The 16,366-nt window shown below is 43.7% G+C and carries 24 protein-coding genes; 4 read left to right on the forward strand and 20 right to left on the reverse strand.

Annotated elements, in window-relative coordinates:
- The first annotated feature begins 81 nt into the window (after window positions 1-81).
- The gene (locus tag ACTWPM_RS13605) at window positions 82-759 is read left to right on the forward strand and encodes a DUF421 domain-containing protein (RefSeq protein ID WP_443133571.1); all 678 of its coding nucleotides are present in this window, start codon (window positions 82-84) and stop codon (window positions 757-759) included.
- Here ACTWPM_RS13605 and ACTWPM_RS13610 read toward each other — a convergent pair.
- The 5 genes from ACTWPM_RS13610 to ACTWPM_RS13630 form a co-directional block, all read right to left on the reverse strand.
- On the reverse strand, window positions 739-1,650 hold the full coding sequence (locus ACTWPM_RS13610) for an MBL fold metallo-hydrolase (RefSeq protein WP_443133572.1): 912 nt from the start codon (window positions 1,648-1,650) through the stop codon (window positions 739-741). The genes ACTWPM_RS13605 and ACTWPM_RS13610 overlap by 21 nt on opposite strands.
- 22 nt (window positions 1,651-1,672) lie before the next feature.
- Entirely contained in the window at window positions 1,673-1,975 is a 303-nt protein-coding gene (locus tag ACTWPM_RS13615; RefSeq protein WP_443133573.1) for a hypothetical protein, read from the reverse strand.
- Window positions 1,976-2,041: 66 nt separating this feature from the next.
- Window positions 2,042-2,257, reverse strand: coding sequence for a hypothetical protein (locus ACTWPM_RS13620; RefSeq protein ID WP_443133574.1), 216 nt, complete (start codon window positions 2,255-2,257; stop codon window positions 2,042-2,044).
- On the reverse strand, window positions 2,254-2,589 hold the full coding sequence (locus tag ACTWPM_RS13625) for a DUF1360 domain-containing protein (RefSeq protein ID WP_443133575.1): 336 nt from the start codon (window positions 2,587-2,589) through the stop codon (window positions 2,254-2,256). The genes ACTWPM_RS13620 and ACTWPM_RS13625 overlap by 4 nt, the downstream gene beginning before the upstream one ends.
- Before the next feature lie 188 nt (window positions 2,590-2,777).
- Entirely contained in the window at window positions 2,778-3,008 is a 231-nt protein-coding gene (locus ACTWPM_RS13630; protein WP_443133576.1) for a hypothetical protein, read from the reverse strand.
- Window positions 3,009-3,198: 190 nt separating this feature from the next.
- Between ACTWPM_RS13630 and ACTWPM_RS13635 the strand changes: the two genes are divergently transcribed.
- Window positions 3,199-3,708, forward strand: a complete 510-nt coding sequence (locus tag ACTWPM_RS13635; RefSeq protein ID WP_443133577.1) for a CotY/CotZ family spore coat protein — start codon at window positions 3,199-3,201, stop codon at window positions 3,706-3,708.
- A 41-nt stretch (window positions 3,709-3,749) separates the two neighbouring features.
- Here ACTWPM_RS13635 and ACTWPM_RS13640 read toward each other — a convergent pair whose 3' ends face one another.
- The 8 genes from ACTWPM_RS13640 to ACTWPM_RS13675 all read right to left on the reverse strand — a co-directional run bounded on the left by ACTWPM_RS13640 (window position 3,750) and on the right by ACTWPM_RS13675 (window position 8,965).
- Window positions 3,750-4,286, reverse strand: coding sequence for a CotO family spore coat protein (locus ACTWPM_RS13640; protein WP_443133578.1), 537 nt, complete (start codon window positions 4,284-4,286; stop codon window positions 3,750-3,752).
- A gap of 913 nt (window positions 4,287-5,199) precedes the next feature.
- A complete protein-coding gene (gene fabI / locus ACTWPM_RS13645) occupies window positions 5,200-5,979 on the reverse strand; it encodes an enoyl-ACP reductase FabI (protein WP_443133579.1) in 780 nt (259 codons plus the stop codon).
- Between the two features lie 601 nt (window positions 5,980-6,580).
- Window positions 6,581-7,198 carry a DUF2651 family protein gene (locus tag ACTWPM_RS13650; protein WP_443133580.1) on the reverse strand — a complete coding sequence of 206 codons (618 nt, stop codon included), beginning with the start codon at window positions 7,196-7,198 and terminating at the stop codon, window positions 6,581-6,583.
- A 124-nt stretch (window positions 7,199-7,322) separates the two neighbouring features.
- Window positions 7,323-7,763 (reverse strand): hypothetical protein, encoded by a 441-nt coding sequence (locus ACTWPM_RS13655; protein ID WP_443133581.1) that lies wholly within the window; start codon window positions 7,761-7,763, stop codon window positions 7,323-7,325.
- The gene (locus tag ACTWPM_RS13660; protein WP_443133582.1) at window positions 7,750-7,968 is read right to left on the reverse strand and encodes a helix-turn-helix transcriptional regulator; all 219 of its coding nucleotides are present in this window, start codon (window positions 7,966-7,968) and stop codon (window positions 7,750-7,752) included. The genes ACTWPM_RS13655 and ACTWPM_RS13660 overlap by 14 nt, the downstream gene beginning before the upstream one ends.
- Before the next feature lie 154 nt (window positions 7,969-8,122).
- Window positions 8,123-8,509: a VOC family protein gene (locus ACTWPM_RS13665; RefSeq protein WP_443133583.1), complete on the reverse strand. Its 387-nt coding sequence runs from the start codon at window positions 8,507-8,509 to the stop codon at window positions 8,123-8,125.
- A gap of 82 nt (window positions 8,510-8,591) precedes the next feature.
- Window positions 8,592-8,774 (reverse strand): hypothetical protein, encoded by a 183-nt coding sequence (locus tag ACTWPM_RS13670; RefSeq protein WP_443133584.1) that lies wholly within the window; start codon window positions 8,772-8,774, stop codon window positions 8,592-8,594.
- Between the two features lie 38 nt (window positions 8,775-8,812).
- Window positions 8,813-8,965 (reverse strand): hypothetical protein, encoded by a 153-nt coding sequence (locus tag ACTWPM_RS13675; protein ID WP_443133585.1) that lies wholly within the window; start codon window positions 8,963-8,965, stop codon window positions 8,813-8,815.
- A 153-nt stretch (window positions 8,966-9,118) separates the two neighbouring features.
- Here ACTWPM_RS13675 and ACTWPM_RS13680 point away from each other — a divergent pair, with 153 nt between their 5' ends.
- The gene (locus tag ACTWPM_RS13680; RefSeq protein ID WP_443133586.1) at window positions 9,119-9,304 is read left to right on the forward strand and encodes a hypothetical protein; all 186 of its coding nucleotides are present in this window, start codon (window positions 9,119-9,121) and stop codon (window positions 9,302-9,304) included.
- A 67-nt stretch (window positions 9,305-9,371) separates the two neighbouring features.
- Here ACTWPM_RS13680 and ACTWPM_RS13685 read toward each other — a convergent pair whose 3' ends face one another.
- Window positions 9,372-9,833: a glycosyl-4,4'-diaponeurosporenoate acyltransferase CrtO family protein gene (locus tag ACTWPM_RS13685; protein WP_443133587.1), complete on the reverse strand. Its 462-nt coding sequence runs from the start codon at window positions 9,831-9,833 to the stop codon at window positions 9,372-9,374.
- Window positions 9,833-10,918, reverse strand: coding sequence for a glycosyltransferase family 2 protein (locus tag ACTWPM_RS13690; RefSeq protein WP_443133588.1), 1,086 nt, complete (start codon window positions 10,916-10,918; stop codon window positions 9,833-9,835). Before ACTWPM_RS13690 ends, ACTWPM_RS13685 begins: the two co-directional genes overlap by 1 nt.
- Before the next feature lie 168 nt (window positions 10,919-11,086).
- Between ACTWPM_RS13690 and ACTWPM_RS13695 the strand changes: the two genes are divergently transcribed.
- Window positions 11,087-11,971 carry an alpha/beta hydrolase gene (locus ACTWPM_RS13695; RefSeq protein WP_443133589.1) on the forward strand — a complete coding sequence of 295 codons (885 nt, stop codon included), beginning with the start codon at window positions 11,087-11,089 and terminating at the stop codon, window positions 11,969-11,971.
- Between the two features lie 235 nt (window positions 11,972-12,206).
- Here the strand turns inward: ACTWPM_RS13695 and ACTWPM_RS13700 are convergent, their stop codons facing one another.
- The 5 genes from ACTWPM_RS13700 to ACTWPM_RS13720 all read right to left on the reverse strand — a co-directional run.
- Entirely contained in the window at window positions 12,207-12,467 is a 261-nt protein-coding gene (locus ACTWPM_RS13700; protein WP_443133590.1) for a hypothetical protein, read from the reverse strand.
- Between the two features lie 59 nt (window positions 12,468-12,526).
- Complete coding sequence (locus ACTWPM_RS13705; protein ID WP_443133591.1) at window positions 12,527-12,739, reverse strand: hypothetical protein; 213 nt, start codon at window positions 12,737-12,739, stop codon at window positions 12,527-12,529.
- Window positions 12,740-12,782: 43 nt separating this feature from the next.
- Entirely contained in the window at window positions 12,783-14,633 is a 1,851-nt protein-coding gene (locus ACTWPM_RS13710) for a monovalent cation:proton antiporter family protein (RefSeq protein WP_443133592.1), read from the reverse strand.
- A gap of 16 nt (window positions 14,634-14,649) precedes the next feature.
- Window positions 14,650-16,014, reverse strand: a complete 1,365-nt coding sequence (gene mgtE, locus ACTWPM_RS13715) for a magnesium transporter (RefSeq protein ID WP_443133593.1) — start codon at window positions 16,012-16,014, stop codon at window positions 14,650-14,652.
- 225 nt (window positions 16,015-16,239) lie between these two features.
- Window positions 16,240-16,366: TrkA C-terminal domain-containing protein (locus ACTWPM_RS13720; protein WP_443133598.1), on the reverse strand; the 127-nt coding region annotated here is incomplete at its 5' end.

The following is a 16,366-nucleotide window of genomic DNA, read 5'->3' on the forward strand; positions in this document are numbered from 1 at the left end:
ATTGGCAGGTTTTTTTCGTTTAGATTCCTTCCTCTTTGACCACAATGAAGGATAATGAATCGACGAGGATTGTGATCATATATGGAATACCTTCAAATTACCGCGGAAACTTTATTCGGTTTCCTGGCTTTATTTATTCTCACTAAAGTATTGGGAAAAACACAAATCACTCAAATTACCGCGTTTGACTTTATCGCTGCTCTTGTATTGGGAGAGCTTGTCGGAAACGCCTTATATGATAAGGAAGTCGGAGTCCTTGATATTGGCTTTGCGGTGCTTTTGTGGGGAGTTCTCATCTATATTACCGAAATTGTTACGGAAAAATATAAATCAACCCGTGGCCTGTTGGAAGGTCGTCCATCCTTGATCATCTACAAAGGGAAAATCGACCGCGAGCAGCTAAAGAAAAGCAAGCTGGATATTAATCAGCTGCAGCACCTGCTGCGCGCGAAGGACGTGTTTTCGGTACAGGAAGTGCAGTATGCAGTTTTGGAAACGGACGGCACCGTATCGGTGTTAAAGTCTTCTCAGTACCAAAACGTAACCAAAGGGGATATGAATCTGCCTCCTGAAACTGTTCCGCTTCCACGAACGCTGATCAGCGATGGTGAAGTGATCTGGGACAGTCTCGAGGAAATCGGCCAGAATGAAGCCTGGCTGAAGCGCCAGATTCAATCTCAAAATTTTAATTCACCGGCGGATGTGCTCTACGCTGAATATAAAGAAGGCGAGCCGCAATTATTTTTGATCGGCTTCTAATGCAGTAAAGATGAAGCGATGGTTCTGAATTTTATGGACCGCCCTCCCCTGCTTCACTAAAGCCGTAGCATAAGCCGTTACGGCCGTGCGGTACAATAACCACTGGGACAGCTGAGGAGCTTTTACCCCATAGTGTTCACACATGGCGGCAACGAGTTCTTCATGGCTGATCCCTTTTTCATATGCCTGAATAAAGTCTTCCATCGTATCCAGGATATCTTCGTGATAATCGATATTCGTTTGAATGGTAGCCGATGCATCCTGCTCCAGCTCTCCGTGGCCGGGCACGTAGCCGTCGCACGAGATGGTAAGCAACCGGTTCAGACTCTTGAGCGTGCGGTCAGCATCGGTATTGTAAGGTATCTTATGCTTATGTAAGGTATCTACTCCAAAATAACTGTCAGCTGCAAAGAGAATTCCGTGCACACGAAGGGCAAGCTGATGATAGCTGTGTCCTGGGAGAAGATACGTCATTCCTTCAATGGCTCCAGCCTGAAACGCCCCCTCCTCGATCACTTCATCAATCGTAATCGCGGGACCCTGCAGAAATTTGTTCTGCAGCTCTTCTAGCGGATCATTGCCTCCGAATAAATACAGAGGCTCAAGACCCGGATACTTCAGCACGGCTTCTTCAAAGACAGGTGCGAGCGTATAGACATCGTAATTTTGCTGAATATAAGCTGCTCCACCGTAATGATCGGCATGGGCATGCGTAATAAAAAGGTGCGTCAATGGAAGCTCGCGTTCGTTCAGCTCCTTGAGCACCTTCTTTATGGAGGAACGATCAAGGCCGGCATCTATCAGCAGGCCGTCTGTTCCCTTATGGATGTATCCGATATTAACAGAACCGCTATAGTAATAGCAGTTTTCATCGATGGGATGAAAAGACACGTGATCAACTCCTTTAGCTTTTCTAAATACTTTCGCTAAAGTGTTTCCCTTTTCCTGTTACATCGGAATATACTTTTTCATGAGCTGGCTCGGCTTGTTGGCGCGGGTTCTTCTCTGCATGCATCTCTTTTGAAGTAAAAAGCTTGCGGCTCATTTCCTGATATTCGAGCCGATCTTCCTCTCGCGACTGCTTCTGCTCTTTCAATCTGTTATCAAGCGTAGCTTTAAAAATTTGTTCCAGCATAAAGGGTGAGCGTTCGGTTTGGATCGTACGATCGTGATAATCCTTATATTGATAATGGTTAATCGGCAATATATATCCCATCATGAATCCTCCTCATCTGTAGACCCATACCCTTTTTTCTTCTCCGGTATACCGTACACCCATCTTTTATTCAAAAAAACGTTCGACTTTTCCCATCTGCTTATTCAAAAAGCGTTCCATATCGGTCATCCGTTTGGAAAAGCGACGGTCCCAAGCTTGAATGTCCTTATCCCAGCCCTGGAACTTCTTTTCAGGCTGTTTTATAATTCCAAAATTTTTCGAAGTTTCTACATTAATCTCCTTTAAAACTTCAAAGATTGTTTTATCTTTTTTCTCACTCATGAGAGCTTTTCACTCCATTTGTAGAGAAGCGATTGTAAACCAGCAATGGCCAGGATCAGCACGAGAAAATAACCATAAGGCATATAATAATATAGTAGGAAATTAATAAGCGCCGACCATACACCAACACACCAGTGACAGCTCAGGCCCTCTCCGATCCAGCCATTCGGTACTTCCCATTCTTCCTTCTCCCCATTTTCCACCTCGACCACTTGTGTATGAAAAAAAGGTTTTCTCATCCATTCCATAATGAAATCATCGACTATCAGCCGTGTCAGCCGGAAGCTTGCAAGCCCCAGCAGTAATAACTCGATCCATGTAATACTCTCCATTTCTCAGCCTCCCATAACATGGTATTGGAAAATCTCTGTATTAATTTATTCAACGAACTTCCTTATCTCTACAAGCAATTTCACTACTACAGGAATACTTATGAACATCCCCAACCAGTGAAGACATTCTAAAACTCCATAAAGAAAAAGCCACTACGCTGCTCTGTAGTGGCTGATGATCTATTCAATTAAATCCAGGAAAATCCGCCCCGGCTGCTGGAAGATTCATCGTGGCGATCTTTTGATTCACCAGCTACCTCATCTTTTCTACGGCGACCTCCGAAAAATGGATCTACACGGTCGTTACGGTCGTGATGATCTTTCCGGTCATGGTGTTCTTTACGCTGAGGTTCAATAAATACATTTTCAGCTTCAATTACAAGGTCTTTCACGCGAATGACCCTTTTCTTCTCAGACATGCTATTCATCTCCTTATTCGAATTCACTGTTACTCTATGCGTTTGTCTCTATGGAGTATGGTCTAATGCCCATATTTGAGAAAAAAGATACAGAATTCAGGAAATATGACAAATGCCCACACCGTCAAAGGGTCAAAACATATTCTAGTAAAGACAATACGTCAATTCGTATGGAAAGGGGAAAATAAATATGAGCTGTGGTAAAAAACATGATAGTGGCTCTTGCGTCATTGATATCCTTAAAGATATCGTTGATGCTCAAAATGATGTCATCCACGAATGCATGACGAGCTGTGAGCAATCCATCGCTGATCTATTAGGGGATACCGGCGGAGGTTCTGGATTCGATACGGTTCCGGTTATTCTTTACTGTAAAGATGGCTGCAAACCTTTTAAAGGATACGGTTCGAAAAGAAGTGGAGATGACTGCGAGATTAGAGGAAGCTTCTTCTTCCGTGTTAAATCCGTAGATCATGACGGATGTGCGGTGGTTGAGTTATTGTTCGCTGATAATCATCATCACAACAATGTAGGAGGAGCAGACGAATCTTCTGATGGGTACCATCATCATCATGGATTTGATCCGAAATCTCCAGCTGACCAAAGCTGCAGAAACCTGCGCGCTTCCGGCATCTGTATTACGGTAGATCTTAACTGCTTCTGCCACGTGACTTGCCTGCCTGCAACAGCAGCACTATAATGATCGTACAAAAACCGCGCTGAGGAAGCGCGGTTTTTTTCTTAGAATCCGATTAATCGAATATCGGTAATGTCCTTAAACGGAACTTCTTGTTGAAAAGGCCGCTGAAAAATCTTCATGTGCACAATTCCTTCTTTGTAGTCCGTAATGTAGCCCCTGTACTTATTATCATCATTTGCCGTGACCTCACACTTCATTTTTGGCACGTGCGGCGATAGCGTGAAGAAGTAGTTCACCTTTTCCTCAAGCGATAGTTCATGAAAACGAAGTCTCCTGTCTCGTGAAGATTCAGACTGCTCCTTATTCTCTGCCTCCTCGGCAGGTGCATCCTCTTTTGCTTTTGATGGACTGGCAGCATTCGGCGTTTTATTCTGGTTTCTCAGCCTCAATTCTTTTTCGTGAAGAGAGGTTGATTGTGCTTCTGACTTGGCGGGCTGTTCAGCAGGAGCTGGAGCAGGATTGCTCCGCTGAGTACGAAAGCTGGTCTGCATAGATACTTCTGCAGGTTTGAAATTAGGTTGAGCAATATAAAGCATCGGTTGCTTTGCCATTCGTTTGTTTTCCGTGTTTTCAGCCATTCCGGATCTCTCCTTTTTATATAGGTTCATCGTTCTATGTATATGCTTGAGTGGGACAGCATGTTCACAATCGCCCAAGTTCGACATTAATTCTCGCTTTATTACAATCTTTTTAGAAAAAACAACTGGAGCATTAGGCTGATCTTCCGTAAAGTGCCAGCCTATGGGGCAGGTGCTGATACAATAACCATTATATTCATTGATCAATTGAATTATTTCAATTAAGGCTCTGTTAAAGTTTATTGTTGATTATTCATAAGAGGCTGATTACACAATAGGACCGGTTAGTTGAAGACTCAGTTTAGAGATATTTTGTAGAGATAGGGGCTCCAGGGAACGACTCGCTTTCCGCGGGCATGTGGTGAGCTTCCTCAGGCTTCGCCTTCCGGGATCTCACCGATCATGTTCATCCCGCAGGAGTCTTCGCCGTTCCCTTCCGCCCCTTTGCGATCATTGAGAGCTCGGAATTTTCTGCGTAAACGCCTTCCAATGAACAAGGATCATCTATGTTGTAGAAACCCTGCTATAGAAGCATTCGAGGAAGATTCTTTTCCTATAGCAGGGTCCGTTCACTAGATTTCGTCGGGTTGGTGGGGAAATGAGGAGACTCCCATGGGAGAAGGGACTAGGTGAGATCCCGCAGGGAGTGAAGCGAGCGAGGAAGCCAGCGTTCCCCCATAGGAAAGCGAGTGATTTCCCCACCAGCCCTCTTCCAAATATAGTAACGGTCCCCGTTTATCTCGAAACTGAGTCTTCAAGTAATGGGAGCTTTACTTTAAATCAACACGGAAGTTTAACAGAGCTTCAATTAAAAAAGAATACACATAAACACGCAGTATCGGAAAACCATTATTTGATGAGTGGATATAAAAAAATCCCCACGCTCTTTAATAAGAGCCTGGGGATTTCTATATTAGTATCCGATAATATTAAAGCCGGAGTCCACATGAATAACTTCTCCTGTTACTCCGCGTGAAAGATCACTCATTAGATAATAAGCCGTATCGCCGACTTCTTCCTGCGTAACTGGACGGCGCAGCGGCGCACGCTCTTCAATTTCCTGAAGAATCTGGTTAAAGTCGCCTACACCTTTCGCAGAAAGCGTGCGGATTGGACCTGCGGAAATCGCGTTCACACGGATATTGTGCTTGCCTAAATCATTGGCAAGATACTTCATGCTTGCATCAAGGCTTGCTTTAGCAACGCCCATCACATTGTAGTTCTGGACAACTTGCTCGCCGCCGAGATACGTCATTGTGATAATGCTTCCGCCCTCTGACATAAGCGGCTTAGAGGCACGTGCCACTGCGGTAAGAGAATAAGAACTGATATTATGAGCCGTTAAGAATCCGTCACGGCTTGTGTTCAGGAACTCATCTTTTAACTCATCGCGGTTGGCAAAGGCGATGCAGTGAGCCAGTCCATGAATGACGCCCACATCATTTTGAATATTTTCAAACGTTTGAATGATGGCTTCATCATTGGTTACATCGCACTCATAAAATAGGGAATTGTTTTCCCCTTCGAGCGTGGCTGCCAGGTCACGAACGGATTTCTCAAAACGTTCCGATGCATAAGTAAAAATAAGTCTCGCGCCTGCTTCATGTAAAGAGCGAGCAATGCCCCATGCAATACTTCGTCTGTTGGCTACGCCCATAACGACATAGGTGCGTCCTTCTAATGATAAATTCATTCCATGCCCTCCTTGAGGTGATTTCTAAAATTGGGATTTGTTATTAGTACCTGCTCCTATTTTATTATACAAAATGACAAAATACAATTATTCGCTGAGAACCCTTACTCATCCAATTGGGGCGAAGCCCAGAGTGGTCTGAACCTGTAAACCCAGGTATAATCTTCACTCACGGTTAGAGAACGATTTTGCCATTTACCGGTATGTCTTTTTCCCGTTTCTAAGTCGGTTATAACCGCTTCTCTTAGTCGGCTAGTAAAAAAAGCGCTATTTTATGCTTTGTTTTTATAGAATAAAATCATTCCTATAATCAATACTAAAATTCCTATTTGCCAAAACCATCTATCCTCTGTTTGAAAAAGAACAAAAGTTAAATAATTTGAAGTTGAACTGAATTTATAGGGGTATAGAAAAATAACCGGAAATAAACCGAATGCTGTGGAAAGACCACCGATTACTATTAAAAAATAAGCTGAAAATTTGATAAAGGCCCTCCTAATGAGAATTTAAAGAATGATACTACGGATCTTATTTTCGGCCTGAGGCAGAATTAAGGAAGCTTCGACATTTACTTTGAGCTACTTCTCCGAACTCTGCCACCTTATTCATAACAGCTTCTCAACATATACGGCCGCTCTTTTGTGTACTCATTTGTAAAGAAGTTCGGCCTCCTCTCATATTCACACATCTGAACGATTTTGTTTTCTTTTTTTAACTCAATATAACGGTATGTATGAGCGGAATCATCTATAAAAACAACCTCCGCAATCGTAGGCTTTGTGCGACTGGTATTACGTTTTCCATTATGATAGGTTTCAATCGATTCAATGTCCCTGGATGAGTATCCTTTTTCCTGCAGGTGATTCTCCACTTTCTTCTCCATAAGCACGGCATTTACAGGTCTCGATCCAGCAAAAATCAGCACAGGAATAAAGACAGTACTTAGAAGAATGATCCCCGCTATTTTTTTCACTTGGCGGCTGGGCTGAAATTTCCGGAGGAGAACATGGGCGATTATTCCTCCTGAGAAAGCGAGAGCTGTATAGATCAACGTTCTTGTAAAAAAGCAATGATCTAAATAAAGAAATTGGGCTGACAGGGAAAGACTAAATACAATTACAGGCGCAACATATAGCTTCTGGAAAAAAGCACGCCCTAGAACACCCAGCACGAAAGCAAGCATCGGAAATAGAAAAAGAACAAGTGGAATTAAGTACATACACATCATCCCCTCAACGATATTAGTGTAATATTACACTTAAAGTTCCTTTTTATCAACCCGAATATCAAAAAAGGACAGAAGTTCTGAACGATCAGAACTTCTGTCCTTTCCAATGTGGAACTTAGCTGGATAGCTCCTCTTCATCTGCTTCGTCTATCTTTCTCTTTCTTAATACGTAAATATAGATCACTGGGACCAGAGAACAGACAAAAATAATGCCTCCGATTAAGAAGCCGCTCCCTATTCCATTCGTTCCGATTAATGCCACCAATACTCCGCTTGTAATAGCTATAATACTAACGACAGCTAAAGATATGTACAGGCCCTTTTGTGGTGATTTTTGCTTTTCATGATCTACACTAATATTCATCATTAGATATGCATTCACAACGGCTGAAATCATAAAAACGGCCCACAAAGGATTTTCTGTCATTCCATCCATACCTTTCGTTACAAGATCGTAGGCAAGGATGGCTAAAATTCCAAATGTCTGTATGATATAGACGATTCGAATGTTTTTTAAATTTCTCAACTGCAGCCGTTCATCTTTAATTCTTTCCATTGGATCCGCTCCCCTTCTCTATCCAAAATACCTCATCCAGGGTCTTATTAACCGCATAACAAATCTCAAGACATAGCTTTAACGTTGGATTATACTTTCCTTTCTCGATTAAACTGATCGTCTGCCGTGTCACGCCGACCTTCTCAGCTAACTGCTGCTGGGTGAGGTGAACACCTACACGTGATACCTTTACCTTGTTTTCCATATTGATCGATCCCTTCCGCCATCATAGTAACATATATATTCCATAATGCAATTTATATATTACATATAAACTAAAAACGCAACGCAATACCTCAGCTAGGCATTGCGTTTGAGGTAGTTTCCGATCTATGTTCAGATATAAAAAACAGTCCTGTTTATTCCGACATTTGGGTAGAAATCCACCACGTATTCCCGGCCGGGTCTGAGACACCACCGCGGCGATCAGGGTCATCTTCTTTATTTCCAGGCTCTTGCACAGATTGTCCGCCCGCTTCAAGTGCCTGTCTGTAAGTTGCTAAGGAGTCAGGGACATACAGGTGGATGTGAGCTTTATAGCCCGGCCATCCTTCAGCAGACTGGCCGATCATGATAACTGAATCGTCAAGCTTTACCTCTGCATGCATGATGGATCCATCGTCACGTTCATAGCGTCGAAGTTCTTTTCCAGCAAAAGCTTCTTTTAAAAAGTGGATAAGGGCATGGGCATCATCCGTCATTAAATAAGGAGACACGGAAGAGTATCCTTGTGGTTTATAACTCATCTTTTATCCTTCCCCTTCTTTTGATTAAGCTCTATAAACTTCAGATTACAGTTAAAACGTGATGGAACACCCGTTAGAGAGATCAATTATTTCCCTCCCTATTTCTCGCAAATAAATGGTAAAAGCTGATTTCAAAGATAATAAAAGCGACGACTAAGCCTCCCAGATAAGGAGCAGGCGAGCCTAAGGCTGCTAAAACAAGCCAGCTGATGACGAACACGGCCAGTCCGATCATAACGGACGTGATAACGTAATTCCTCTTCATTTTATCGACCTCCATGAAAAAATCCCTCTAATGAAGATTTAGTCTTCTTTCGAACGATTAAATCTTGGTTTGCTGAAATAAGCCGCTGCCAGCATGAAGAACAGGGACATTAATAAACCGGTAGCTGCCTGGTCAAACAATAATGAAACCGGGATAACCAGGGCGCCCATGATAAACATAAGCTTCATCATAGCTGATCACTTCCTTTCCTTACGTACGATTTGCACGTTTCAAAAGTTTCATTTTACATAAATGGCATATTTTCCATGAAAAGGAGGGATAAATTTTGAGCAGAAGGGAATACAATACATAGGATCGTATAGATCCAAGAAAGGCGGGATTTGATGTTGTGGTTATGGCTGTTATTACCAGCTGGATTGATTGTCCTGTCCGTTTATTTTGAACAAAAGCGCAAGCAGCAGACACGCCTTGTTCCTGTCGTTGATGAGCAGAAGGCAATGGAAGAAATCTACAGAGCTGAAGGCGCCGCAGCGAAATCGGCCGATCCAAAGAATATGAAACAATTTTAAATGAATAAATCAGGACGGAAGCGTGTAACATAGCTTTCCGTCCTTTTTTGTGAGCAGGTGCATATTTTCATCGCTGTTTCTTTTGGTAAATCTTCCTGAATCGTTCTAATCGGGAGCGATTATAGCGCTGGACAATGATAAAGGGCATATTAAATAAAATGGCATAGAGAATCATAACCCACCCGGCCCAGACAGGCAGGAAGAAGAAAAACAGCGGGGACGGCAGGATCTGCGCCCAGTGCGAGAGTTCGGATCGGCTGGTCTGCAAGTCCAAAGCTTGGAAATCTTTTTCGTTTCGCAATTGGACCGCCGTTTTCCCCTTTCCCTGATTCACCCATTTTCGGGCTTCTGGAAGGACATGCTTCCATTTCCTGATTTTCAATCGTTCGTAAACCCGTCCGTTTCGCTCCCACTTCTTTAACTGGTACAGTTTTGAAAAAGATAAAACCATAGAAGCAGGCAGCTGAGATACGAGCACACTGACACCGATATGGATGATTACCCAGGCAATAATAATCTTGGTAATCATCAGGAAGACCCTCTTTTATTCTTTCTGGTTATATTGCGGCCCTTCCAGGTAGATTCCTTCCAAAAGAAGGTCTTCAAGAGCGAATAGGCAAACAGCAGTACAAAAAAGAAGAAGTGCAACGGAAACAGGAGCGCATCATACCACTTGAAATTCCCCATTTCCCGAAGCGTTCGCTGGAGCCAGAACGCAAGTATTCCGTAACCGATGACACTCCACCACCCCATTTCAGGAATGTTGAGGAGGTAAGAGATCATGGCCGTAATCCACAGGATTGTTGCAGCCGTCATCCACGGTGATGCCGTTTTTGCTCCAGAAGCAAAGCTTTTCGACCAGCCTTCCGCTACCGCTTTCAGACTGGCTTCATACATGCGCATGTTTACAACATGCCTGCCGCTATAAGCGTATGTCTGAATACCTCTGGTTTCGGCGCGTCTGGCTAGAGCCAGGTGCTCCACGATTTCACTCCGAATGGCTTGATGACCATCCAGCTTCCAGTACGTCTCCGCTGGAATAATTAAACAGGGACCGAAGCCTCCATGCTTACTGATTTGATCCTTCACAATCGTCGTAATACCGGTTGAGGCAAAGACGACCAAATGAAAAATGGAGGACAGCTTTTCCCAGAATGAATGCATGTAGTGATACGGGTGCACCGTAACTAAGGCATCCCGTCCCTTTTTCTCGGCGTACTGGATGATTTTTTCAGGCCCGTGTTTGGAGAACCAGGTGTCTGCATCAAGAAAGAAGAGCGTGTTTCCCTTAGCGATTTTCGCCCCGTTATAGCAAGCCCAGGATTTCCCCATCCAATCTTCCGGTAAAGGCGGATTGCTGATGACTGTTACCCCAAAGGATTCTGCCGTTGCCCGGGTGCGGTCTTCCGAATGGTCATCCACGACAATCACTTCCCTCTGCTCACTCTTACTATCAAGAATGGAAGGAAGTAAACGCTTTAAGTTCTCTTCTTCATTACGTGCTGGTATAATTATCGAATATGTACTCGTTCCTTTTGGTTCTTCTATAGGAAAGGAAACCCGCTGCCAAAAGAGCAGCAGGGTTGTAATTATGGCCAGGAACATGAACCACATGGCGATCACCTCATCTTACTTAAGCATAGCTTATGCTTTTTTTATATGTAAACTTTTGTTTGCGAAGATTCTGCTTATCATCGTGTTCGTCTTTTATAGCTTGCGTCCCGCCATGATTATCTTTCTTATATGCCGGGTATATGCAATTAAAAAAACAGGGGGTCCATTATGTACAAGTCTATTATAGCCAATACACTCCGTTTCTTTTCTGACCAATCTCTCAACACACCCATGGTTCCTATCCAAACCGTCCAGGAAAAAAAGGACATTCTCGTTGAAACCGATGTGAAAGATACATATATCTCATGCTATTACCCAAAAGGGGCTAAGGAAAATAATCTGCCTGTTTACATCAACCTGCACGGCGGCGCGTTCATCATGAATTCCAAAGAGATGGACGATCCTTACTGCCGGCAAATTGCCAACAACACGGGCTGCGTCGTTATTAATGTAGACTATGCCAAAGCGCCGGAATCCCCTTTTCCAAAACCTGTAGAGCAAACCTATCAATTGCTGCACTGGATTAAAGACCATGCAGATGATCTTAGAATTGACCCAGAAAAAATAATGGTCGGCGGGCAAAGCTCGGGCGGAAATATAATGGCCGCGCTCTGTCTGTTACTTAAGGAGCGGAACGAACCACAACCTCTCCTGCAGGTGCTGATCTGTCCCATGCTCGACTTCGTCACTCCGCATGCTGATAAACCTGAAGGCGACCCCGGTCGTGCGCGTTTTCCGCAGGCTGCTAATTTCTTAAACTTGTGCTATGTCCCGAAGAAAAATCAGGCTGAAAATCCGCTGGCTTCTCCCGTTCTAGCTCCGAATACAGCCAAGCTTGCCTCAGCACTTGTAATTGCCGCGGAATACGACGCCTTTTCACAAGAAGCTGAAACGTATGCAGACAAATTAAAAAAATCCGGTGTGCCCGTGAGACACGAAGTATTTGAAGACTGCTATCACGCGTTCACCCACTTAGGGCCAGAGCACAAAGCTCAAGAAGCATGGGCGCTGGTTGAAGAAGAGATTAGAAAAACCATTGAGTTCAATGAATGATAATCAGCGTGTGTGTTAAAAAAGTAAGGTAAAAATCTTAGTAAGAACTCCACTTATAAATACCATGGCTGCTATGGACACACCCAAACGTGCACCCGGCAGCTTCATCTGTTCCTTAAATTCTTCTATCATTTTACCGCGACCTTCTCCTTCTAATTAAAAACCTGATATTTTCTCAAGCCTAACATAAAACTCCATACTTAAAGGAGGTTCATGCTCAAGCGGCCAAATTCTTCTACCGGAGCGCACGATCTAGTTTCCTTTGACAATACGCCTGATACGATTCTTTTTTTAATTTCTTCGTGGAAAACCTTCCAATTACGCGCCTGTCTTTTTGATCATGGATGATTTGCTGTCTTTTCGTTTCATCAGCGAGATAGTCTTGAAACCAGGAACGCTTTTTCAGTTCCCTCAGATTTTCTTCGATATCTTCTTCCTGCACCTTAAATATAGTAAGTTCCACCAATAACAGGAGCAGGTCAACAAGTACTGTCATCATTCTCCTCCTCTGTCTTAACTTCCATACTCTACCTACGTTTTTTTAGTATAGGCGTTTCACGTAAGCGGCTTTTTTTCACAATGCGTCTTATTATTCCTGTTGGGAAGGGCACATTGCCTCTGACCACGGCGCAATCCTGGTCCGCCACAGCGCAATCCTGCTCCGCCACGGCACAATCCTGCTCCATCACGGCCCAATCCCGTTCCACCACGGCCCATTCCCTCTCCGCCACAGCGCAATTCACACATAGCCTTACACATCCACGCCATAAAAAAGGACCCCCTTTCATAACGAAAGGAGACCCCTGATCATTTAATATTCAAGATCCATTTTCAGTTCATCTACATACTCACTTGAACCCGTCACAATGAGACGGTCCCCAAGTTTAAGTTCCGTGTCCCCGTGAGGCACTATAGAATCTTTGCCACGGAAAATCCGAACCATGATCACGTCGCCGGTAAACGGGAATTCACGGAGATACACTCCATTATAGGAGGAATTGTTCATGTTGATCTGGTAGAGGGCACTTTCCTGTTTGGTAATGATATCGACGACGTTTGGCGCCTCAATCATTGCCTTCAAGAGAGCTTTGGATGATAAGAATACAGAGAATACGCTGACCTTAAGCTCTTTCAGCTCGGAGGTCAACTCTGGAGATTCTACACGGGCAATAACCCGCTCCACTCCTTCTTCTTTCGCAAAACGTGCAATTTCCGCGTTCTTTTCTTCATCCCCCGTGGAAGCGACCAGCAGGTCAACTTCAAAGACCCCGAATTCTTTCATAGCTTCCACATTATAGCCATCGAGTTCCTTAATATCAAAACAGGAGCGGCTGATTTTATCATCAATTTTATCCACTTTTGTATGATACAAATGCGTCTCATACGAGTTAATATCCAACTCACGGACTACAGGCAGCGTCATCCGGTTGGAACCGATAAAGGATACCACCGTCTTAGACTGTTCATCCTCAAATTTGCCGTAAATTTTCTTAAAAACAATCGGAGCGACCAGACAGGTGAGCACCGCTACTAGAATGAGCGCACCTTCCATCTGGGCATCAATCATGCCTTCTCTCTCACCGATCGTTGCAGCCGCAATCACAAGCGAGAGCGTGGACGTAAGAATGAATCCTGTACTTAGTACCGTGCGCGTATCATACCATTTTTTCAAAATCAGCGCAGGTACGACTTTCGATACGAGCAGAGCTATGAATAATAATGGAATTAATATGACCACGCGATTATCGGTAAACAAATTCCAAATATCAATATCTACCCCGACCATCACAAAGAAAATCGGAATTAGAAAACCATAGCCAAAGCTGTCTAATTTCTTGACCATCTCCTGGTTAGGAGATAGCAGGGATACCAGGGTACCCGCCAGGAAAGCACCAAGGATATTCTCGGCTCCCACGGTTTCTGATAAGGCTACGAGCAGAATAATCAGCGTAAAGACAGCACGTGTGTCGATTTGAATGGTACCTTTGGCCATCGTTTCCACAAAGGACTGATGACGGAACTGTTTGCCGACAAAATATAGCAGGACACCGACCGCAAATAAAAGCAGCAGCAGCCATGTATTTCCCTGGCTTTCCCCGTAAAGCGATACAAAGACCGCTAATAAAATCATAGTGGCCAAGTCAGCAATAACAGCAACCAGTAGAATGGTCTGGCCGATCGTGGACTTCATCATCTGTGCGTCCTTCAGCGTAGGTACGACGACGCCAAGCGAAACGGTAGAAATGATCAGCGTCATCAAGAAGGCATTGTCTATAAAGCCAGCCAGCACAAATAGATAGGATAAGCCCAGGGAGATGGCGAATATGCCGACAAACACAATTAAAGCAACAATAACTGGGTTTGGGGCCCCTGTACCTTTATTTTCGGGCTTAGCCCTTTTCTTTCTTCTGGCAAAAATGGAGAAGTCAATTTCGAGACCACTGAGAAACATGAGAAAGATGAACCCGAGTGTTGATAAAATCTCAAGCCAGCTTCCCTGTTCAACGATATCGAAACCGCTTTTTCCTATTATTAACCCGACGATAATCTCAGCGACTACGACGGGGATCATGTTCAGTTTAAAACGATGCAATAAGATGGGAGTGATAAATGCAGCTAGTATGACAATAACTAAGGAAGTTACTGAAGCTCCATGTTCCATACTCGCCCTCCTTCCACTAGATGAGTAAATTCATAAATGCTGTCGCCATACCGAAATAAATCAGTATGGAGATGATATCGTTAATCGTCGTGATGAATGGTCCTGATGCAACAGCAGGATCGATATTAAATCGATGCATGATGAGAGGAACGAGTGATCCAGCCAAAGTGGCTACGATCAACGTCGATAAAATGGAAAGCCCGACGAGCAAACCTAAAAAGATGTTCCCTTGCCAGAAATAAACGACGAGTGTGATGATGACCCCGCAGGAAATCCCCGTAATCAATCCAGTTCCGGCTTCCCGAAGCATCATTTTAGTCTTCCCTTGTTTATCAATTTCACCTGTCGCAATTCCTCGTACTGCTACCGCAAGTGCCTGCGTGCCTGTATTTCCAGCCATTCCGGCAATGAGCGGAATAAATATCGCAAGAATCGCTACTTTATCAAGCGTATCCTCGAAACGGCCGATCAGGCTTGCCGTTACACTGCCCAAGAATAGCAGAATAACCAGCCAGGGCAGCCTTTTTTTAGCTGAATCAAAGGCATTTTCATCTGGACTGTCTACGTCAGAAATACCTGCGAGCTTGGAATAGTCATCGCTTGCCTCTTCTTCCATAACGTCCATAATATCATCGACTGTAATAATACCGAGAAGGTGATTCTGGAAATCAACAACGGGCAGGGCAAGAAAGTCATAGTCTCTTACCATCCGTGCCACTTCCTCCTGATCTTCGGCTACGGAAACGGAAACGACACGTTCATTCATAACGTCCGAAATGAGCCAGTCGTCTTCTGAAATAATTAAATCACGAAGCGAAATAACACCGACCAGACGTTTGTCTTCATCAATGACGTACGTATAGTAAATCGTTTCAGCATCAGGGGCTTCTTTTCTAAGATGAAGCATAGCTTCCCTGATGGACATGCCGGCTTCAACGATGACGAATTCAGTCGTCATAATGGATCCTGCAGTTTTCTCTTCATAGTGCAGTAAATCTTTTATTTCCTGAGCTGCTTCCTTATCCATAATGGTCAGGAAACTGGCAACTTTGTCTTTGTCCAGTTCATTAAAGATATCCACCGCATCATCCGTAGACATCTCTGCGAATACCTGGGCAGCAAATCTGGGATCCATTTCAGAGAAAAACGGCTCGATTTCCTCGTAATCAATGTGCTCCATGAAATCGGCAACTTCTTCAGGAGAAAGATACGTATAAATCTGCATACGAACATCAACATCTAATCCCTCAAAAATCATGGCCTGATCATAAGGGTGGAGTTCTAGAAACTCGGCGCGGAATTGGTCAATGTGATCGTTAAAAAGCGCATCCTTTATGGTATCCCAGACCTCTTGGCGCTCCTGGTCATCTAAGTGTTCCATAGCTCCCCTCCTCGACGTTCTATTCGTTTTTGACCGTTTAATCTTAATTGTGAACTCGGCGTTTGTCAACGAAAGTATTTTCTTTTTATTAAATCATTAAGTTGACTTAAAATTACTGGAAGAATCATGTACACTTACAATTATAACCGTAGTTTAACAGATTGCTTGATAGAAAGGGAACATTCATGAATGATAATCAGCAAACTTCACCGATTGATTTCACCATTAATATTCAAGATCCATTTTCAGTTCATCTACATACTCACTTGAACCCGTCACAATGAGACGGTCCCCAAGTTTAAGTTCCGTGTCCCCGTGAGGCACTATAGAATCTTTGCCACGGAAAATCCGA

The organism is Halobacillus sp. K22 (assembly GCF_052246795.1).
Lineage (GTDB): Bacteria > Bacillota > Bacilli > Bacillales > Halobacillaceae > Halobacillus.

Coding starts and splice junctions, on each gene's coding strand:
- ACTWPM_RS13605 (WP_443133571.1), top strand. CDS start 82: ATGGAATACCTTCAAATTACCGCGGAAACTTTATTCGGTTTCCTGGCT.
- ACTWPM_RS13615 (WP_443133573.1), bottom strand. CDS start 1,975: ATGGGATATATATTGCCGATTAACCATTATCAATATAAGGATTATCAC.
- ACTWPM_RS13620 (WP_443133574.1), bottom strand. CDS start 2,257: ATGAGTGAGAAAAAAGATAAAACAATCTTTGAAGTTTTAAAGGAGATT.
- ACTWPM_RS13625 (WP_443133575.1), bottom strand. CDS start 2,589: ATGGAGAGTATTACATGGATCGAGTTATTACTGCTGGGGCTTGCAAGC.
- ACTWPM_RS13630 (WP_443133576.1), bottom strand. CDS start 3,008: ATGTCTGAGAAGAAAAGGGTCATTCGCGTGAAAGACCTTGTAATTGAA.
- ACTWPM_RS13635 (WP_443133577.1), top strand. CDS start 3,199: ATGAGCTGTGGTAAAAAACATGATAGTGGCTCTTGCGTCATTGATATC.
- ACTWPM_RS13640 (WP_443133578.1), bottom strand. CDS start 4,286: ATGGCTGAAAACACGGAAAACAAACGAATGGCAAAGCAACCGATGCTT.
- fabI (WP_443133579.1), bottom strand. CDS start 5,979: ATGAATTTATCATTAGAAGGACGCACCTATGTCGTTATGGGCGTAGCC.
- ACTWPM_RS13650 (WP_443133580.1), bottom strand. CDS start 7,198: ATGTACTTAATTCCACTTGTTCTTTTTCTATTTCCGATGCTTGCTTTC.
- ACTWPM_RS13655 (WP_443133581.1), bottom strand. CDS start 7,763: ATGGAAAGAATTAAAGATGAACGGCTGCAGTTGAGAAATTTAAAAAAC.
- ACTWPM_RS13660 (WP_443133582.1), bottom strand. CDS start 7,968: ATGGAAAACAAGGTAAAGGTATCACGTGTAGGTGTTCACCTCACCCAG.
- ACTWPM_RS13665 (WP_443133583.1), bottom strand. CDS start 8,509: ATGAGTTATAAACCACAAGGATACTCTTCCGTGTCTCCTTATTTAATG.
- ACTWPM_RS13670 (WP_443133584.1), bottom strand. CDS start 8,774: ATGAAGAGGAATTACGTTATCACGTCCGTTATGATCGGACTGGCCGTG.
- ACTWPM_RS13675 (WP_443133585.1), bottom strand. CDS start 8,965: ATGATGAAGCTTATGTTTATCATGGGCGCCCTGGTTATCCCGGTTTCA.
- ACTWPM_RS13680 (WP_443133586.1), top strand. CDS start 9,119: ATGTTGTGGTTATGGCTGTTATTACCAGCTGGATTGATTGTCCTGTCC.
- ACTWPM_RS13685 (WP_443133587.1), bottom strand. CDS start 9,833: ATGATTACCAAGATTATTATTGCCTGGGTAATCATCCATATCGGTGTC.
- ACTWPM_RS13690 (WP_443133588.1), bottom strand. CDS start 10,918: ATGTGGTTCATGTTCCTGGCCATAATTACAACCCTGCTGCTCTTTTGG.
- ACTWPM_RS13695 (WP_443133589.1), top strand. CDS start 11,087: ATGTACAAGTCTATTATAGCCAATACACTCCGTTTCTTTTCTGACCAA.
- ACTWPM_RS13700 (WP_443133590.1), bottom strand. CDS start 12,467: ATGACAGTACTTGTTGACCTGCTCCTGTTATTGGTGGAACTTACTATA.
- ACTWPM_RS13705 (WP_443133591.1), bottom strand. CDS start 12,739: ATGGCGTGGATGTGTAAGGCTATGTGTGAATTGCGCTGTGGCGGAGAG.
- ACTWPM_RS13710 (WP_443133592.1), bottom strand. CDS start 14,633: ATGGAACATGGAGCTTCAGTAACTTCCTTAGTTATTGTCATACTAGCT.
- mgtE (WP_443133593.1), bottom strand. CDS start 16,014: ATGGAACACTTAGATGACCAGGAGCGCCAAGAGGTCTGGGATACCATA.